19 protein-coding genes are annotated in these 15,747 nt (G+C 53.3%); 11 read left to right on the top strand and 8 right to left on the bottom strand.

Annotated features, from left to right (window positions below; genetic code table 11):
* Nucleotides 1-6 precede the first annotated feature (6 nt).
* The 5 genes from lptA to AC2FCQ_RS10735 are packed head-to-tail and all read right to left on the bottom strand — an operon-like array spanning nt 7 to nt 3,642.
* A complete protein-coding gene (gene lptA / locus AC2FCQ_RS10755; protein ID WP_006317105.1) occupies nt 7-546 on the bottom strand; it encodes a lipopolysaccharide ABC transporter substrate-binding protein LptA in 540 nt (179 codons plus the stop codon).
* Nucleotides 515-1,093 (bottom strand): LPS export ABC transporter periplasmic protein LptC, encoded by a 579-nt coding sequence (gene lptC / locus AC2FCQ_RS10750; protein WP_209637143.1) that lies wholly within the window; start codon nt 1,091-1,093, stop codon nt 515-517. Before lptC ends, lptA begins: the two co-directional genes overlap by 32 nt.
* Nucleotides 1,090-1,644, bottom strand: coding sequence for a 3-deoxy-manno-octulosonate-8-phosphatase KdsC (gene kdsC / locus AC2FCQ_RS10745; protein WP_209637145.1), 555 nt, complete (start codon nt 1,642-1,644; stop codon nt 1,090-1,092). The genes lptC and kdsC overlap by 4 nt, the downstream gene beginning before the upstream one ends.
* A gap of 17 nt (nt 1,645-1,661) precedes the next feature.
* A complete protein-coding gene (gene kdsD, locus AC2FCQ_RS10740; protein WP_209637147.1) occupies nt 1,662-2,648 on the bottom strand; it encodes an arabinose-5-phosphate isomerase KdsD in 987 nt (328 codons plus the stop codon).
* 16 nt (nt 2,649-2,664) lie between these two features.
* Nucleotides 2,665-3,642, bottom strand: coding sequence for a calcium/sodium antiporter (locus AC2FCQ_RS10735; protein ID WP_265555901.1), 978 nt, complete (start codon nt 3,640-3,642; stop codon nt 2,665-2,667).
* Nucleotides 3,643-4,046: 404 nt separating this feature from the next.
* Here AC2FCQ_RS10735 and mlaF point away from each other — a divergent pair, with 404 nt between their 5' ends.
* The 7 genes from mlaF (at nt 4,047) to murA (ending at nt 8,861) form a co-directional block, all read left to right on the top strand.
* Nucleotides 4,047-4,862 carry a phospholipid ABC transporter ATP-binding protein MlaF gene (gene mlaF / locus AC2FCQ_RS10730; RefSeq protein WP_037416336.1) on the top strand — a complete coding sequence of 272 codons (816 nt, stop codon included), beginning with the start codon at nt 4,047-4,049 and terminating at the stop codon, nt 4,860-4,862.
* Between the two features lie 4 nt (nt 4,863-4,866).
* Nucleotides 4,867-5,649 carry a lipid asymmetry maintenance ABC transporter permease subunit MlaE gene (mlaE, locus tag AC2FCQ_RS10725; RefSeq protein WP_037416339.1) on the top strand — a complete coding sequence of 261 codons (783 nt, stop codon included), beginning with the start codon at nt 4,867-4,869 and terminating at the stop codon, nt 5,647-5,649.
* Between the two features lie 4 nt (nt 5,650-5,653).
* Nucleotides 5,654-6,205 carry an outer membrane lipid asymmetry maintenance protein MlaD gene (gene mlaD, locus AC2FCQ_RS10720; RefSeq protein WP_209637157.1) on the top strand — a complete coding sequence of 184 codons (552 nt, stop codon included), beginning with the start codon at nt 5,654-5,656 and terminating at the stop codon, nt 6,203-6,205.
* Nucleotides 6,206-6,219: 14 nt separating this feature from the next.
* Nucleotides 6,220-6,849: a phospholipid-binding protein MlaC gene (gene mlaC / locus AC2FCQ_RS10715; RefSeq protein ID WP_209637159.1), complete on the top strand. Its 630-nt coding sequence runs from the start codon at nt 6,220-6,222 to the stop codon at nt 6,847-6,849.
* Nucleotides 6,849-7,151: a lipid asymmetry maintenance protein MlaB gene (mlaB, locus tag AC2FCQ_RS10710; protein ID WP_490307890.1), complete on the top strand. Its 303-nt coding sequence runs from the start codon at nt 6,849-6,851 to the stop codon at nt 7,149-7,151. The genes mlaC and mlaB overlap by 1 nt, the downstream gene beginning before the upstream one ends.
* A gap of 140 nt (nt 7,152-7,291) precedes the next feature.
* Nucleotides 7,292-7,546 (top strand): BolA family iron metabolism protein IbaG, encoded by a 255-nt coding sequence (gene ibaG / locus AC2FCQ_RS10705; protein ID WP_017894138.1) that lies wholly within the window; start codon nt 7,292-7,294, stop codon nt 7,544-7,546.
* A 55-nt stretch (nt 7,547-7,601) separates the two neighbouring features.
* The gene (gene murA / locus AC2FCQ_RS10700; RefSeq protein ID WP_209637162.1) at nt 7,602-8,861 is read left to right on the top strand and encodes a UDP-N-acetylglucosamine 1-carboxyvinyltransferase; all 1,260 of its coding nucleotides are present in this window, start codon (nt 7,602-7,604) and stop codon (nt 8,859-8,861) included.
* 69 nt (nt 8,862-8,930) lie between these two features.
* Here murA and degS read toward each other — a convergent pair whose 3' ends face one another.
* The 3 genes from degS to zapG form a co-directional block, all read right to left on the bottom strand.
* Nucleotides 8,931-9,989, bottom strand: a complete 1,059-nt coding sequence (gene degS / locus AC2FCQ_RS10695) for an outer membrane-stress sensor serine endopeptidase DegS (RefSeq protein WP_061807832.1) — start codon at nt 9,987-9,989, stop codon at nt 8,931-8,933.
* 96 nt (nt 9,990-10,085) lie between these two features.
* Nucleotides 10,086-11,456, bottom strand: coding sequence for a serine endoprotease DegQ (gene degQ, locus AC2FCQ_RS10690; RefSeq protein WP_209637164.1), 1,371 nt, complete (start codon nt 11,454-11,456; stop codon nt 10,086-10,088).
* A gap of 194 nt (nt 11,457-11,650) precedes the next feature.
* Nucleotides 11,651-12,052 carry a Z-ring associated protein ZapG gene (gene zapG, locus AC2FCQ_RS10685; RefSeq protein WP_006317094.1) on the bottom strand — a complete coding sequence of 134 codons (402 nt, stop codon included), beginning with the start codon at nt 12,050-12,052 and terminating at the stop codon, nt 11,651-11,653.
* Between the two features lie 353 nt (nt 12,053-12,405).
* Here zapG and zapE point away from each other — a divergent pair, with 353 nt between their 5' ends.
* The 4 genes from zapE to sspA all read left to right on the top strand — a co-directional run bounded on the left by zapE (nt 12,406) and on the right by sspA (nt 15,746).
* Nucleotides 12,406-13,533: a cell division protein ZapE gene (gene zapE / locus AC2FCQ_RS10680; protein WP_209637625.1), complete on the top strand. Its 1,128-nt coding sequence runs from the start codon at nt 12,406-12,408 to the stop codon at nt 13,531-13,533.
* Nucleotides 13,534-13,809: 276 nt separating this feature from the next.
* Complete coding sequence (rplM, locus tag AC2FCQ_RS10675) at nt 13,810-14,238, top strand: 50S ribosomal protein L13 (RefSeq protein WP_209637165.1); 429 nt, start codon at nt 13,810-13,812, stop codon at nt 14,236-14,238.
* A 15-nt stretch (nt 14,239-14,253) separates the two neighbouring features.
* Nucleotides 14,254-14,646 carry a 30S ribosomal protein S9 gene (gene rpsI / locus AC2FCQ_RS10670; RefSeq protein WP_020831838.1) on the top strand — a complete coding sequence of 131 codons (393 nt, stop codon included), beginning with the start codon at nt 14,254-14,256 and terminating at the stop codon, nt 14,644-14,646.
* Nucleotides 14,647-15,104: 458 nt separating this feature from the next.
* On the top strand, nt 15,105-15,746 hold the full coding sequence (gene sspA, locus AC2FCQ_RS10665; RefSeq protein WP_037416363.1) for a stringent starvation protein SspA: 642 nt from the start codon (nt 15,105-15,107) through the stop codon (nt 15,744-15,746).
* Nucleotide 15,747: the final 1 nt, after the last annotated feature.

The raw sequence follows: 15,747 nt of genomic DNA, 5'->3' as shown, positions 1-15,747 counted from the left end.
AAGTGATTAGTTACTCTTCTTTTGCCCGTTTTTGTCTTGCAACTGCGACGGTACCAGAACCGTAGTCACGCGTTTGCCTTTATCGCTAAACGCCTGCATTTGCTGCTGTTGCACCAGGTAGGTGATGCGATCGCCTTTTACGTTGCTGTCGAGCTGTTCCAGATAGGCATTCCCGGTCAGGGTCACTAACTGCGAGGCGACATCGTAACGGACCTTTTGGGCATGGCCTTTCACCGGCTTACCACTGTCTTGCATCTGGTAAAAAGTCACTGGGTTACCAAAGGCTTCAATGTAGGTTTTGTTCTGATCGCCGCCCGGCCGAGTCACCACGACCTTGTCCGCCTTGATATCGATGGTGCCTTGCTTAATCACCACGTTATCAGTAAAGGTGCTGACGTTGCTCTGCATATCCAGAGACTGTTTCAGTGAATCAATGCTCACCGGTTGATTGGAGTCGGACTTCAGCGCCCAAGCGGGGGCGCTGGCGGCCAAAATCAAGCTGCCGATCAACAGATTACGGCGTTGTTTTTTGGTTCTGAATTTCATAGTTGGTCTTAACCTTATCAATCAGCTCAGCGGTTTTGGTCCGCAGGTTCCCACGCATTTTCATGCCGTTAGAGGTGAAGTTCGTCCCGTAGAGTGTCACTTCGTCATCCGAAGACACATCCTGGGTCACCAGGTTCACCTGAGCATTATCTGTTTTAATTTTTTCCAGCTGTGAGGTGGTGGTCAGGCTATTCACCTCGACATGGCCGTAAAGATACAGCATCCGATCTTTAGTCAGTTTGGCGCGATCGGCGCGAACTGACCAGGTAGCCACCGCGTTTTCATCAAACAGCGTCATCACTGGCTGGGTAAACCAGCTTAAATCATCGGCGGTATAATACTTCACATCTTCCGCTACCAGCTTGTAACTCAGCTTGCCGGTCGGATTGTACACTATGGTGACCGTGTGCTGGCTCTGGTAAGTCGGGTCCTGACTGTTCACCGGCCCTGGGACCGCGTCATTATTGAAATCAGCCATGTTCCAGCCAATCAGCGCCAATGCGATCACCGCCAGCAAAAGGGTGATCCAAAGTTTGGTTTTACTCATATCGACAGCCCTTTGGCGTCCTCCAGCTTGTTCTGAGCCAAAAGAATAATGTCGCACAGCTCGCGCACCGCGCCGCGGCCGCCGGCAATGCGGGTAACGTAGTGGGCGCGTGGCAGCAGCAACGGATGTGCATCTGCGACCGCAACGGCCAGGCCAACTTGCGCCATCACCGGCCAGTCGATCAGATCGTCGCCAATATAGGCGACCTGATCTGCCGTAAGCGACAGTGTATCCAACAGTTCACGGAAGGCCAAAAGCTTATCGGATTGCCCCTGATAAAGGTGGGTGATACCGAGGGTATTTGCCCGGTCTTCCAGCAGCTTGGCGGAACGACCGGTGATGATCGCCACCTCGATATCTGAGGTTTTCAGGCAGCGGATACCGTAACCGTCACGGACGTTGAATGCTTTTAATTCTTCGCCATTGTTGCCCATGAAAATCAGGCCGTCTGACAGCACGCCATCGACATCACAAATCAGCAGGCGGATTTTCCCGGCACGCGCCATGACATCTTGTTCTACAGGCCCGTAGCAGGTTTCAACCAGACTCATTGAGTTCTCTTCCATAATTAAACGACACCGGCGCGCAGCATGTCATGCATATGTACCACACCCAGCAATTGGTCGCCATCGGCAACCAGCACCGCGGTGATATGACGTTGTTGCATCAGATTTAACGCGTCGACGGCCAACAGGTTTGGGCGTACGCGGATGCCGCCCAGCGTCATGACATCGACAATCCTGGCGTCGTTGAGGTTAATGCCCATATCAAATATCCGGCGCAGGTCACCGTCGGTAAAGATACCGGCGATCTTCATCAGATCGTCACAGATGACCGTCATGCCCAGATTTTTACGGGTGATTTCCAGCAGCGCGTCGCGCAAAGAGGCGTCGGCACTGACATGGGGAATTTCGTCGCCGCTGTGCATAATGTCGCATACACGCAGCAACAGACGACGGCCCAGAGCACCGCCTGGGTGCGAAAGGGCAAAATCTTCCGGTGTGAAACCACGGGCTTTCAGCAGTGCGACGGCCAAGGCGTCACCCATCACCAGCGTCGCCGTGGTGCTGGTGGTAGGAGCCAGACCCAACGGGCAGGCTTCCTGTGGCACCTTGATGCACAGGTGAATATCGGCCGCTTTGCCCATCGAGCTGTCTGGGTTGTTGGTCATGCAGATCAATGGGATTTGCTGGCGCTTCAACACCGGGATCAGCGCCTGGATTTCGTTAGACTCACCCGAGTTTGATATGGCGAGCACGATATCTTGCGTAGTAACCATTCCAAGGTCGCCGTGGCTGGCTTCGGCGGGATGAACAAAGAACGCAGGTGTGCCTGTGCTGGCAAAAGTTGCAGCAATTTTGCAGCCGATATGCCCGGATTTACCCATGCCCATCACGACCACTTTGCCACTGCAACCGGCAATCAGCTCGCAGGCGCGGGTGAAGTCTGCATTGATGTATTGACTGAGCTGAGCCAGCCCGTCACGTTCAATCTGCAGCACTTCTTTGCCTGCCTGCTGGAAATCAAAGCCCGGTTGCAACTGAATGTTTGACATACTCATTCCCGTCGGTTTAGCCGAAAGTACTGAAAGGGTTAAAGAACAGCACCGCAAGATACGCAATAAAACCACATAATAACAGAGCGCCCGCCAGATGGCCGATGCGATGTTTCCGCCCAATGCACAGGGCACTCAGCACAATGCTGACTGCCAGCATCACCCAGTAATCGCGATGGAAGGCGGCAGCGTCGACGCTGCCCGGGGACAGCAGGGCGGGAACCCCCAGTACGATTACGGTATTGAAAATATTGGAGCCGATGATATTACCAATCGCCATATCATCCTCACCCTTTAGTGCCCCGGCAATGGAGGTAGCCAGTTCAGGCAGGCTGGTTCCAATAGCAATAATGGTCAAACCGACAACCAGTTCACTCATACCGAAATAGTGCGCAATCACCGTGGCGTTATCGACCACCATTCTGGAAGACAGTGGCAGAATGATAAACGCCAACACCAGCCACAGCACCGCGACGGTATTGCTGCTGTCCTGTGGCAGTTCGGCCATTTGCTCTACGGTCAGGCTGTCATTGCCTTCACGCTGCGCCAGTCGGGCAATTTTTAACATCAATAGAATAAAGACCGCGGCGGCGGCCAACAGCACCACGCCATCCAACCGGCTCAAGGTGCCATCCATCAACACGAAACCGCACAGTACTGTGACCGCCAACATCAGCGGCAGTTCGCGCCGCAACACTTCGGAACGTGCCGCCAGAGGGTGTATCAGCGCGGCGACACCCAGTATCAGCAAAATATTTGTAATATTGGAACCTAATACGTTCCCAACGGCCATATCTATTTGCCCGTTCAGCGCTGCTGTCGTTGATACGAACAGCTCCGGTAAGGACGTGCCGATACCTACGATGGTCATGCCGATGATCAGCGGCGGCACGCCAAGTGAACGAGAAATGACTGCAGCACCGTAAACTAAGCGGTCTGCGCCATACACCAGTAAAAATAAACCAACGATTAATAACGCTATCGCGAGAAACATGCAGGGTCCTTTGTTGGGTATTATCCCGGTTCGTTGGTTAAAAGCCGTAATTCGGCTATCTTGCTTTGCCCTCCGTTGTGCACGCTAAAGCCGCAGCAACGGGTTTTCCCGGCTAATATATGAACACTTTCGTTTTTTTTCGTTATGGTGCCAATTTTGACCGGGTGGCGCGTAAAAGTAAAATTAGGCTGCGCTTCTCCTTGTGCGTGAGCAGCGCTGGTGGCAATTTGAGTGCGCAGCAAGGCGCGAGACGTGAGATTGGTGAGCCGAATCAGCGGCTCGGTCTCAGCGCACCATTGGTAACGCAATGCCGGTAAGTTTTTGTAAAGATAAGACGCATTGCGCCCGTTGCTTTAACATCACGGGTAGATTTAGCAAAAATGAGCCGTAAAGGATCAATTAACATGCACCAGAAGGCAGAGAACCTGGTCGAAGTTCGTGACATGAGTTTCTCGCGTGGCGATCGACTGATATTCGAAGATATCAACCTGACGGTTCCCCGTGGCAAGGTGACGGCGATCATGGGGCCGTCCGGCATTGGCAAAACGACGCTTTTGCGTCTGATCGGCGGTCAGTTGACGCCGGACTGTGGCGAGATTTGGTTCGATGGCGACAACATTCCTGCGTTGTCCCGCCATCAACTGTATGATGCGCGCAAGAAAATGAGCATGTTGTTCCAGTCAGGGGCGCTGTTCACCGATTTGACGGTGTTTGAGAACGTGGCTTACCCGCTACGCGAACATAGCCGTTTACCGGAACCTCTCCTGCGCAGCACGGTGATGATGAAGCTGGAAGCGGTTGGGTTGCGTGGTGCAGCTGACCTGATGCCCAATGAGTTGTCTGGCGGTATGGCACGGCGTGCCGCACTGGCGAGGGCTATCGCGCTCGATCCGGAAATGATCATGTTCGATGAGCCTTTTGTCGGCCAGGATCCGATCACCATGGGTGTATTGGTCAAGCTGATCGATGAGCTGAATCACGCGTTGGGTATCACCTGCATCGTGGTTTCGCACGATGTGCCAGAAGTCCTGAGCATCGCCGACTACGCGTACATTGTTGCCGATCATCGGGTGATAGCCGAAGGCACGGCGCAAGAATTACAGAACAATCCTGATGCGCGCGTGCGCCAGTTCCTGGATGGTATTGCCGATGGGCCAGTACCCTTCCGTTATCCGGCCGGCGACTATCAGGCCGAGCTGTTAGGTTTAGGGAGTAAATAAGCTGATGTTATTACAGGCGTTAGCGTCGTTAGGACGCCGTGGCATCAACACCAGCGCCAGCTTTGGGCGTGCAGGGTTGATGCTGTGGGGCGCGCTGGTCGGGCGGCCTGAGCCGCGCAAACAGTGGCCGCTGTTGCTCAAGCAGATGCACAGCGTTGGCGTACAGTCACTGTTGATCATCATGGTTTCCGGGTTGTTTATCGGCATGGTGCTGGGGCTGCAGGGCTATATTGTGCTCACCACCTACAGCGCCGAGGCCAGTCTGGGCATGATGGTGGCGCTGTCATTGTTGCGCGAGTTGGGGCCCGTGGTGACCGCACTGCTGTTTGCCGGCCGCGCCGGTTCTGCGTTGACGGCCGAAATTGGCCTGATGAAGGCAACCGAACAAATCTCCAGCCTGGAAATGATGGCGGTTGATCCGTTACGGCGTATTGTTGCACCACGCTTTTGGGCTGGATTGATCAGCATGCCGCTATTGACGCTTATCTTTGTCGCGATTGGCATCTGGGGCGGTTCGGTGGTTGGCGTAGACTGGAAAGGCATTGACAGTGGCTTCTTCTGGTCAGCAATGCAGGGCGCCGTGGAGTGGAAAAAAGACTTACTCAACTGCCTGATAAAGAGCGTGGTATTTGCCATCACCGTGACCTGGATTGCCATTTTCAACGGGTATGATGCGGTACCGACCTCTGAAGGGATTAGCCGGGCAACGACCCGTACCGTGGTACATTCGTCACTGGCGGTGTTGGGATTGGATTTCGTGCTGACAGCACTGATGTTTGGGAATTGATTCGATGCAAACGAAGAAGAGTGAAATCTGGGTTGGGGCATTTATGCTGATTGCGCTGTGCGCCATCGTATTCTTGTGCCTGCAAGTGGCGAACATTAAGTCGATCGGTAACGAGCCGACATACCGTATTTACGCGACCTTCGATAACATCGGCGGTTTGAAAGCACGTTCGCCGGTGAAAATCGGTGGTGTGGTTATCGGGCGTGTGGCTGATATCTCCCTTGATCCAAAAACATATACACCGCGTGTCGCCCTGGATATCCAGGATAAATTCGACCAGATCCCGGATACCAGTTCATTGGCGATCCGTACTTCCGGCCTGCTGGGAGAGCAATATCTGGCGCTGAACGTCGGTTTTGAAGATCCGGATATGGGGACTGCCATTTTGAAAGACGGCGGCACTATTCAGGACACCAAATCAGCCATGGTTCTGGAAGATTTGATCGGCCAGTTCTTGTATAAGAGCGGCGGTCAGGATAACGCAGATAAAGCGGGAGACGCGGCTTCTGCGCCGGCTGCCGGTGCTGCGCCGCAATCTGCTGCCCACATTCATTAAGAGAGGAAGCCTGCATGTTTAAACGTTTACTTATGGTTGCCCTGCTGGTGGTTGCGCCGCTGGCGAATGCGGTCGATCAAACCAATCCTTACAGCCTGATGCAAGATGCGGCTCAAAAGACCTTCAACCGTCTGAAAACAGAGCAGCCAAAAATCAAGCAAGACCCTAACTACCTGCGTAGCGTCGTGCACCAGGAGTTGATGCCGTTTGTACAGGTCAAATACGCTGGCGCACTGGTGCTGGGACGTTATTACAAAGAAGCGACACCGGCACAGCGTGAAGCCTACTTCACCGCATTCCAGGCTTATCTGGAACAAGCTTACGGCCAGGCGCTGGCAATGTACCACGGCCAGACATATCAGATTGAACCTGAACAGCCGCTCGGCACTGCCGATATCGTGGCCATCCGCGTAACCATCATTGATCAAGGTGGTCGTCCGCCGGTGCGTCTGGATTTCCAGTGGCGTAAAAACAGCAAAACCGGTTATTGGCAGGCGTATGACATGATTGCCGAAGGCGTCAGCATGATCACCACTAAACAGAACGAGTGGGCATCTACGTTGCGTACCCAAGGTATTGATGGCCTGACGAAACAACTGCAGGCAGCGGCGCAGCGTCCAATCACGCTGGATCAGAAAAACTGATGTCCGCAGCACTCAGCTTTGAATCGCAACAACAGACCCTGATCCTGCGCGGTGAACTGGATCGGGAAACGCTGTTGCCGCTGTGGGAACAGCGGGAAACGTTGATGGCGGATAAAACCGTCCTCGACGTTACGCAACTGCAGCGCGTGGACTCTTCCGGGTTGGCACTGCTGGTGCATCTGCGCGAACAGCAGCGTCAGCGTGGTGTGGAATTAAAAATTTCTGGTGCCAGCGATCGTTTGAAAACGCTGATCGCGCTGTACAACCTGCAAGCAATAATGCCTGTCGATACCGCTGGTTAGCCCTATTTTAGGCTGTCTAAAGACGGTTATCTTTCAAAAAGCCCCTGTCATGCAGGGGCTTTTTCTTTAGTTTAAGAAAACGTCGTATTCCACTAAGATGTCAGGCTGATTATGATCCTTTTGATGCAGAACTGGATACTATGGAAAATAACGAGATAAAAGACGTGTTGATGCGAGCATTGGCACTGGATGAAGCACATGTTACCGGCGACGGCAGCCATTTTCAGGTGATCGTGGTCGGCGAGTTATTTGCTGCTATGAGCCGCGTTAAGAAACAGCAGGCGGTCTATGCGCCTCTGATGGAATACATTGCGGACAACCGTATTCATGCTTTGTCGATCAAGGCATACACCCCTGAAGAGTGGCAGCGAGACCGCAAACTCAACGGATTTTAAGGCTGTTTGCCCAGCAGGGCGGGCAGCGTCAGTTTAGATAATAGAGAGTAGTCAAATGGATAAATTTCGTGTGCAGGGCCGGACCCGCCTCAGCGGTGAAGTTGCTATTTCCGGGGCTAAAAACGCCGCCCTGCCGATCTTGTTCGCCGCACTGTTAGCGGAAGAACCGGTCGAGCTGCAGAATGTCCCGAAGCTGAAGGACATCGATACCACCATTAAGCTACTCAGCCAGTTAGGCACCAAGATTGAGCGCAACGGTTCCGTGTTTGTTGACGCCAGCGGCGTGGACGAATTTTGTGCGCCGTACGATTTGGTGAAAACCATGCGCGCTTCCATTTGGGCGCTGGGGCCATTGGTTGCTCGTTTTGGTCGTGGTCAGGTTTCACTGCCGGGTGGTTGTGCGATCGGTGCACGTCCGGTTGACCTGCATATCACCGGCCTGGAACAGCTAGGTGCAGAGATCAAACTGGAAGAAGGCTATGTTAAAGCTTCCGTCGACGGCCGTCTGAAGGGCGCACACATCGTGATGGACAAGGTGAGCGTCGGCGCTACCGTGACCATCATGAGTGCAGCCACTCTGGCGACGGGCACCACCGTGATTGAAAACGCCGCACGTGAGCCGGAAATTGTTGATACTGCCAACTTCCTCAACACGCTGGGTGCGAAAATTACCGGCGCGGGCAGTGACCGCATCACCATCGAAGGTGTTGAGCGCCTGGGTGGCGGTGTTTATCGCGTTCTGCCTGACCGTATTGAGACCGGTACCTTCCTGATTGCCGCGGCAGTTTCTGGCGGTAAAGTGCTGTGCCGCGACACCCGTCCAGATACATTGGATGCCGTGTTAGCCAAACTGCGTGAAGCCGGTGCAGATATTGAAGTGGGTGAAGACTGGATCAGCCTGGACATGCATGGCAAACGCCCGAAAGCGGTCACCGTGCGTACCGCGCCGCATCCGGGCTTTCCAACCGACATGCAGGCCCAGTTCAGCTTGCTGAACCTGGTCGCGGAAGGAACCGGTGTGATCACCGAAACCATCTTTGAAAACCGTTTCATGCACGTGCCTGAATTGATCCGTATGGGTGCACACGCAGAGATCGAGAGCAACACGGTGATTTGTCATGGCGTTGAGCAACTGTCAGGCGCTCAAGTGATGGCAACCGATCTGCGTGCTTCTGCTAGCCTGGTGTTGGCCGGTTGTATCGCCGACGGCGTGACCGTTGTCGATCGTATCTATCACATTGACCGTGGTTATGAGCGTATTGAAGACAAGCTGCGTGCGCTGGGTGCCAATATCGAGCGTGTGAAAGGCGAGTAATTCGTTAAACGCCGGGGCGTTGCCTCCGGCGGAAATGCAGTATGGGGGCTCGGCATTGCCGGGCCCTTTTTAATTGCTGTCTTCCGGGAACTCACCGACCGTCATCTTCAGCGTGATACGTTTTCCTTCTCGCAGCACGACTACCGGAATCTCAGTCCCTGGGCGGATTTCTGCCACTTGGTCCATGGTTTCCAGCACCGAGATTGCTGGCTTGTTATCCACATTGATAATGACGTCGTTGATATGGAAACCCGCATTGCCTGCGGGGCCGTTCGGCGTAATTTCTGTCACGATAATGCCCTGCAGGCGATCAATGCCAGAATTGGACGAACGCAGGGGAATAATCTCTTTACCCTGAATACCAAAATAGCCACGGATGACGCGACCGTCGCGGATCAGTTTATCCATGATTTTGGTCGCCAGTTCGATAGGAATAGCGAACCCTAAACCTTCCGGGGTTTCACCGTCGGTGATTTTGTCGTAGGTCAGCGTGTTTATACCGATGAGTTCACCCAGTGAGTTGACCAGTGCCCCCCCTGAGTTGCCACGGTTAATCGAAGCATCCGTCTGCAAAAAGGTCTGGCGGCCGGTTGTGCTCATACTGATACGCCCGGTGGCGCTAAGGATCCCCTGGGTAACGGTCTGACCGAGATTATAAGGGTTGCCGATCGCCAAGACGACGTCACCGACGTGTGCCGTGCGGGCGTTATTAAATGGGATTACCGGGAGATTGCCTGGGTCTATTTTCAGTACCGCCAGATCGGTCAGACTGTCAGAGCCGACCAGCAGCGCTTCATAGCGGCGGCCATCCTGGAGTACTACCGTAATTTGCTGTGCATCTTTAATCACGTGGCGATTCGTCAGGATATAACCGCGATCGTTCATGATCACGCCAGAACCTAGCGACAGCACGTTGGCGGCGCCACTCATATTACGGTTATAGATATTCACTACGGCAGGCGCGGCACGGCGTACCGCCTTGTTGTAGCTAACCGGCGTTTCATCACGGGTATTGTCATGTTTTTCTGCGAACAGAGTATTGGAAGAACGTAGCGCAGGCAGAGCAACCAGCAACAAACCGGCAACGATTAGACCAATAACGACGGAGCGCAAGAGCTTAGCAAACATGGAGTTTTAGTACGTGAGATGAAAGATACACGGAGGATAACATGAGAATACCGGGCGCAGTATGTCACTGAGCCCGGTTTTTAAACAAATTACTGATTAACGCAGCAGCAAATAAAGGGTTTCACCGCCACGTACGATGTTCAGCGCCATCACCGGCGGTTTGGCTTCGAGGACCTTACGCAGCGCCGTGATGTTCTCAATGCGCTGGCGGTTGACGCCAATGATCACATCGTCTTTTTGTAGACCAATCTGCGCGGCCGCAGAGCCTTTATCTACCCGGTCGATCTTCACGCCCTTATCGCCGCCAGGAAGGGCACTGTTGCTGAGTGAAACACCCTGCAAGGCCGGTGACAGCGTTTCGGCATTGGTGGAAGCACTTTCGCTGTTATCCAGCGTAACGGAAACTTCCTGCGGCTTGCCGTCACGCAGCAATCCAACCTTGATGGTTTTACCCGGTGCGGTAGTCCCTACTTTGGCACGCAGCTCGGCGAAGCTGCTGACCGGTTTGCCGTCAACAGAAACCAGAATGTCGCCGGCTTTGATCCCCGCTTTGGCGGCGGCTGATTTCGGGAGCACTTCACTGACGAAGGCACCGCGTTGGGCATCGGTATTAAATGCTTTGGCCATATCGGCCGTCATTTCACTGCCTTTAATGCCCAGCAAGCCGCGTTTCACTTCACCAAACTCGATCAACTGCTGGCTGAGGTTTTGCGCCATGTTGCTCGGAATGGCGAAGCCGATGCCGACGTTACCGCCGCTGGGTGCCAAAATGGCGGTATTGATACCGATCAGCTCGCCATTGAGGTTAACTAATGCGCCGCCTGAGTTACCACGGTTGATGGAGGCATCGGTCTGGATGAAGTTCTCCAGCCCTTCCAGGTTCAGGCCGCTACGACCCAACGCAGAAATAATACCGGAAGTGGCGGTTTGGCCGAGACCGAATGGGTTACCGACGGCCACAGCGAAATCGCCGACCCGCAGTTGGTCTGAGTCCGCTATTTTAATCGCAGTCAGGTTTTTCACGTCGCTCAGTTGCAGTAAGGCGATATCGGACTGTTCGTCACGACCAACCAGCTTGGCGTCCACTTCACGGCCATCATTCAACTGCACGCTGATTTTGTCGGCGTTGTTGATCACGTGGTTGTTGGTCAGCACATAGCCCTTGGCGGCATCGATAATGACGCCAGACCCTAGCCCTTCAAATGGACGTGAGCTTTGTTGCTGTCCAGGACCGCCTGGGCCGAAGAAGCGTTTAAACTCCTCCGGTACTTGTTGGCGCTGCACCTGAGTCCCTTCAACATGCACGCTGACGACTGCAGGCAAAACTTTTTCCAGCATCGGCGCCAGGCTTGGCAGCGGCTGCCCCTGAACGGCGACGGGCATCGCCGCGGTGGCTGCCGGTACGGAGGTCAGTGTGAGGCCAATGCTCATTGCCAATGCACTAAGAATTAACGACTTTTTCTTCATTGATAATAACTCTCTCAATACCTGCCGGTGAAATAGTGATGATAAAGCCGCAGCAATACCATAGTGAAGGGTAAGACCGTGAATTTGCGTGAAAAGTTCACTCTGTCGCCAGCGTTAAGGATAGTTCAGAGTGGGATAAGCAGTAGGAGAAGGGTAAAAACCCGTGGGGTTGGCCCACGGGTCAAGAAAAGCGTTTAGTCGCGACGTGGACGTTCGCCACGCAACAGGCCAGATGCGCCTTCAGAGTAGTCACGCGGCATTTCTACCGGCGCCTGATCGTTGTCCGCTTCGGCTTCGGTCAGGCGATAGCGGAACGGGTTTTCCTGCATCGGCAGGTCTGGCAGCAGGTTGTTAGAGCTTTTCGCCATATGTTGGTACAGCTGACGATAGTCACGTGCCATATTGTCCAGCAGCTCAGCGCTGCGGGCAAAATGGCCGACCAGCTCCTGACGATATTCTTCCAGCTCGGTTTTGCTTTTGTCCAACTCGTTCTGCAAAACTTGTTGTTGGCGTAATTTACGGTTACCAAAACGCATCGCTACCGCACCAATGGCGATACCGACCACCAAACCAATCAGCGCATACTCCCAGGTCATGATGACTCCTATTTTGACTTCGTTGTTCCGCAGGGATTTTTCACTTAATAATATCCACTATAACCGTTAACCTTGTCCGAGTGGAATCCTGATGAGCTTTTACCTAATGTTTACAGGGTTTTTCAGCATTGCCCGGAGTAGGTATTTGTGGCGATAACGGTGCGAAGCAGCATCAACTTGCCGCCAAAATTGGCTAAATAATTTATTATGCCCAATAGGTTTCAAGCTACGACAAGGCAGCAACCGTGCGGATTTCCAACGTTTAGCTTTCTAAGCTGTTGAGATAAGAAAGAAGGTAACGCTGCGGCAGCTTGAAGATGAAGGGGATAGCGTTCTTAGGGAACATCGAACAGATGCAGGCACAATCACCGCTATCTCGCTACCAGCAGGCGCTGGACGCGGGGGAATACCAGGCCGATACGGTTCAACGTCAGGCCGTGACTCAACTGGATCACATCTATCAGGCCCTGCAGCAGACACCCACTGTCAGTGCGCCAACCGGTGGGTTGCGTGGCAAGCTCAGTCGTTTGCTGGGCAAGAGTAACGAAGTGGCAAAGCAGCGTCCGGTACAGGGTCTATATATGTGGGGCGGTGTTGGGCGCGGCAAAACCTGGTTGATGGATATGTTTTTCCACAGCCTGCCGGGGGATCGCAAGCTGCGGCTGCATTTCCATCGCTTTATGCTGCGCGTGCACGAAGAGCTGACGGAGCTGCAAGGGCAGGAAAACCCGCTTGAAATTATTGCCGATGGTTTCAAGGCGCAGACCGATGTGCTGTGTTTCGACGAATTCTTTGTCTCCGACATCACGGATGCCATGCTGCTTGCAACGCTGTTGCAGGCGTTGTTTGCCCGTGGTATCACGCTGGTGGCCACCTCCAATATTCCGCCGAACGATCTGTATCGCAATGGCTTGCAGCGTGCACGCTTCCTGCCGGCGATAGATCTGATTAATGAATATTGTGATGTTATGAACGTCGATGCGGGTATTGACTACCGCCTGCGCACGTTGACACAGGCGCATCTTTACCTGACGCCGCTTGATGAGCAGACTCGGCAGACCATGGACCGGATGTTTGTGAAGTTAGCGGGCAAAGACGGTGAGTTTGCTCCGGTCTTGCAGATCAATCATCGGCCGTTGCAAGCGATCCGTGCGGTTGATGGCGTGCTGGCGGTGGATTTCCACACCCTGTGCGAGGATGCGCGCAGCCAGTTAGACTACATTGCATTATCGCGCCTGTATCACAGCGTCATCCTGTATAATGTGCGGGTGATGGGGCCGCTGAAGGAAAATACCGCGCGTCGTTTTCTGGCACTGGTGGACGAATTTTACGAACGGCACGTTAAGCTGGTTATTTCGGCCGAAACCTCGATGTTTGAAATCTACCAGGGCGAGCGGCTGAAGTTTGAATACCAGCGTTGCTTGTCGCGCCTGCAAGAGATGCAGAGTGAGGAGTATTTGAAACTGCCGCATCTGCCATAAGGTTCGCGGGGATTCAGTCATGGGAGTCCCCGGTTTTCCTCTGCTAGCGATAAATTGTATTTCCATTCAAAAAGCGTTCGATCTTTGTGAGCGACTTCTCTATAATCTTGCGACCCCACGTTACAACAAAGTTTTTTTTCCCAAAAACTTTATAGTGCCGGCAATGGCTATTCGAAGGGGTAGGTTTGCTGGACTTGTATGGTCGTGTGAGCCTCAACTGTTTTCGAGCGTTTGGGTGTTCACCAACGTGTAACTAATTATTGGGTAAGCTTTCTAATGAAAACTTTTACAGCTAAACCAGAGAGCGTTCAACGCGACTGGTACGTTGTTGATGCAGATGGTAAAACTTTAGGCCGTCTCGCTACTGAACTGGCTCGTCGTCTGCGCGGCAAGCATAAAGCGGAATACACCCCGCACGTTGATACCGGTGACTACATCATCGTTCTGAACGCAGAAAAAGTTGCTGTAACCGGCAACAAGCGTACAGACAAGGTGTATTACCGCCACACTGGCCACATCGGTGGTATCAAGCAAGCGACCTTTGAAGAGATGATTGCCCGCAGTCCTGAGCGCGTGATTGAAATCGCGGTTAAAGGCATGCTGCCAAAGGGTCCGTTGGGTCGTGCGATGTTCCGTAAACTGAAAGTTTACGCGGGCAACGAGCACACTCATGCGGCACAGCAACCGCAAGTTCTTGACATCTAATCGGGATTATAGGCAATGGCTGAAAATCAATACTACGGCACTGGTCGCCGCAAAAGCTCCGCCGCTCGCGTTTTTATCAAGCCGGGCAGTGGTAACATCGTAATTAACCAGCGCAGCCTGGAACAGTACTTCGGTCGCGAAACTGCCCGCATGGTAGTTCGTCAACCGTTGGAACTGACCGACATGGTTGGTAAATTTGACCTGTACATCACCGTTAAAGGTGGTGGTATCTCTGGTCAAGCTGGCGCTATCCGTCACGGTATCACCCGTGCACTGATGGAGTACGACGAGACTCTGCGTGCAGAATTGCGTAAAGCTGGCTTCGTTACTCGTGACGCCCGTCAGGTTGAACGTAAGAAAGTCGGCCTGCGTAAAGCACGTCGTCGTCCGCAGTTCTCCAAGCGTTAATTTTTTACTGCCTTGGCAGTGGAATTTACGCAAAAAACCCGGTGCTTCACCGGGTTTTTTTATGCCTGAAAATCAAGTTGTCGTTACTAAAATCTTTGGTATATCAGACAATTCAATACGAATTAGCCGTACAGCCCCCACAAAACAAGCAAAATCTGGTAAACTATCACCCACTTTTGCGCCTGTTCGCCATGCAGCAGTTATCAGTTTACTTCCAAGGCCGGTTTTTAGACCTCGGGTTTAGCTGCGCGTTGCTGGCCTGCGGTCAAGATCATTCAGGATAGCAGCCTGGTATACCCGATATATTTCGTGGTGCAGCAAGGCGGTAACCGGACTCGTCCCTGGAACTTAGTGTGCTAAGTCATTGGGGTGAGACAGGTAAATCCGCGCTGTTGTGGTATGAAAAATGAAGGGAAGTTGGCTATTCGCAGTATTTTCTAGATAACTTGGAGGTTTTCATGGCTGTCGCTGCCAACAAACGTTCGGTAATGACGCTGTTCTCTGGCCCGACCGACATTTTTAGCCATCAAGTACGTATCGTACTGGCGGAGAAAGGTGTCAGCGTTGAGATTGAGCAGGTTGAGTTGGATAACCTGCCGCAGGACCTGATTGACCTCAACCCGTACCAGACGGTGCCTACGCTGGTCGATCGCGAGCTGACCTTGTATGAATCCCGTATCATCATGGAATACCTTGATGAGCGTTTCCCGCATCCACCATTGATGCCGGTTTATCCGGTTGCCCGTGGTGAGAGCCGCCTGATGATGCTGCGTATCGAGAAAAACTGGTATTCGCTGATGTACAAAATCGAGCAGAGCAACGGTCAGGAAGCTGAATCAGCTCGCCGCCAGCTGCGCGAAGAATTACTGGCGATTGCCCCTATCTTTGGCCAGACCCCGTATTTCATGAGCGAAGAGTTCAGCCTGGTGGATTGCTACCTGGCACCGCTGTTATGGCGTTTGCCGCAGCTGGGCATCGATCTGATCGGCGCGGGTTCCAAAGAGCTGAAAGGTTACATGACCCGTGTATTCGAGCGTGACGCCTTCCTGGCCTCTCTGACCGAAGCGGAGCGCGAAATGCGCCTGCAGACTCGGGGCTAAG

It is taken from the genome of Serratia sp. CoH_134_PS_4, from assembly GCF_058190535.1.
The sequence above is the reverse complement of the archived record's forward strand: the minus strand, read 5'-3'. Positions and strand labels throughout refer to the sequence as shown.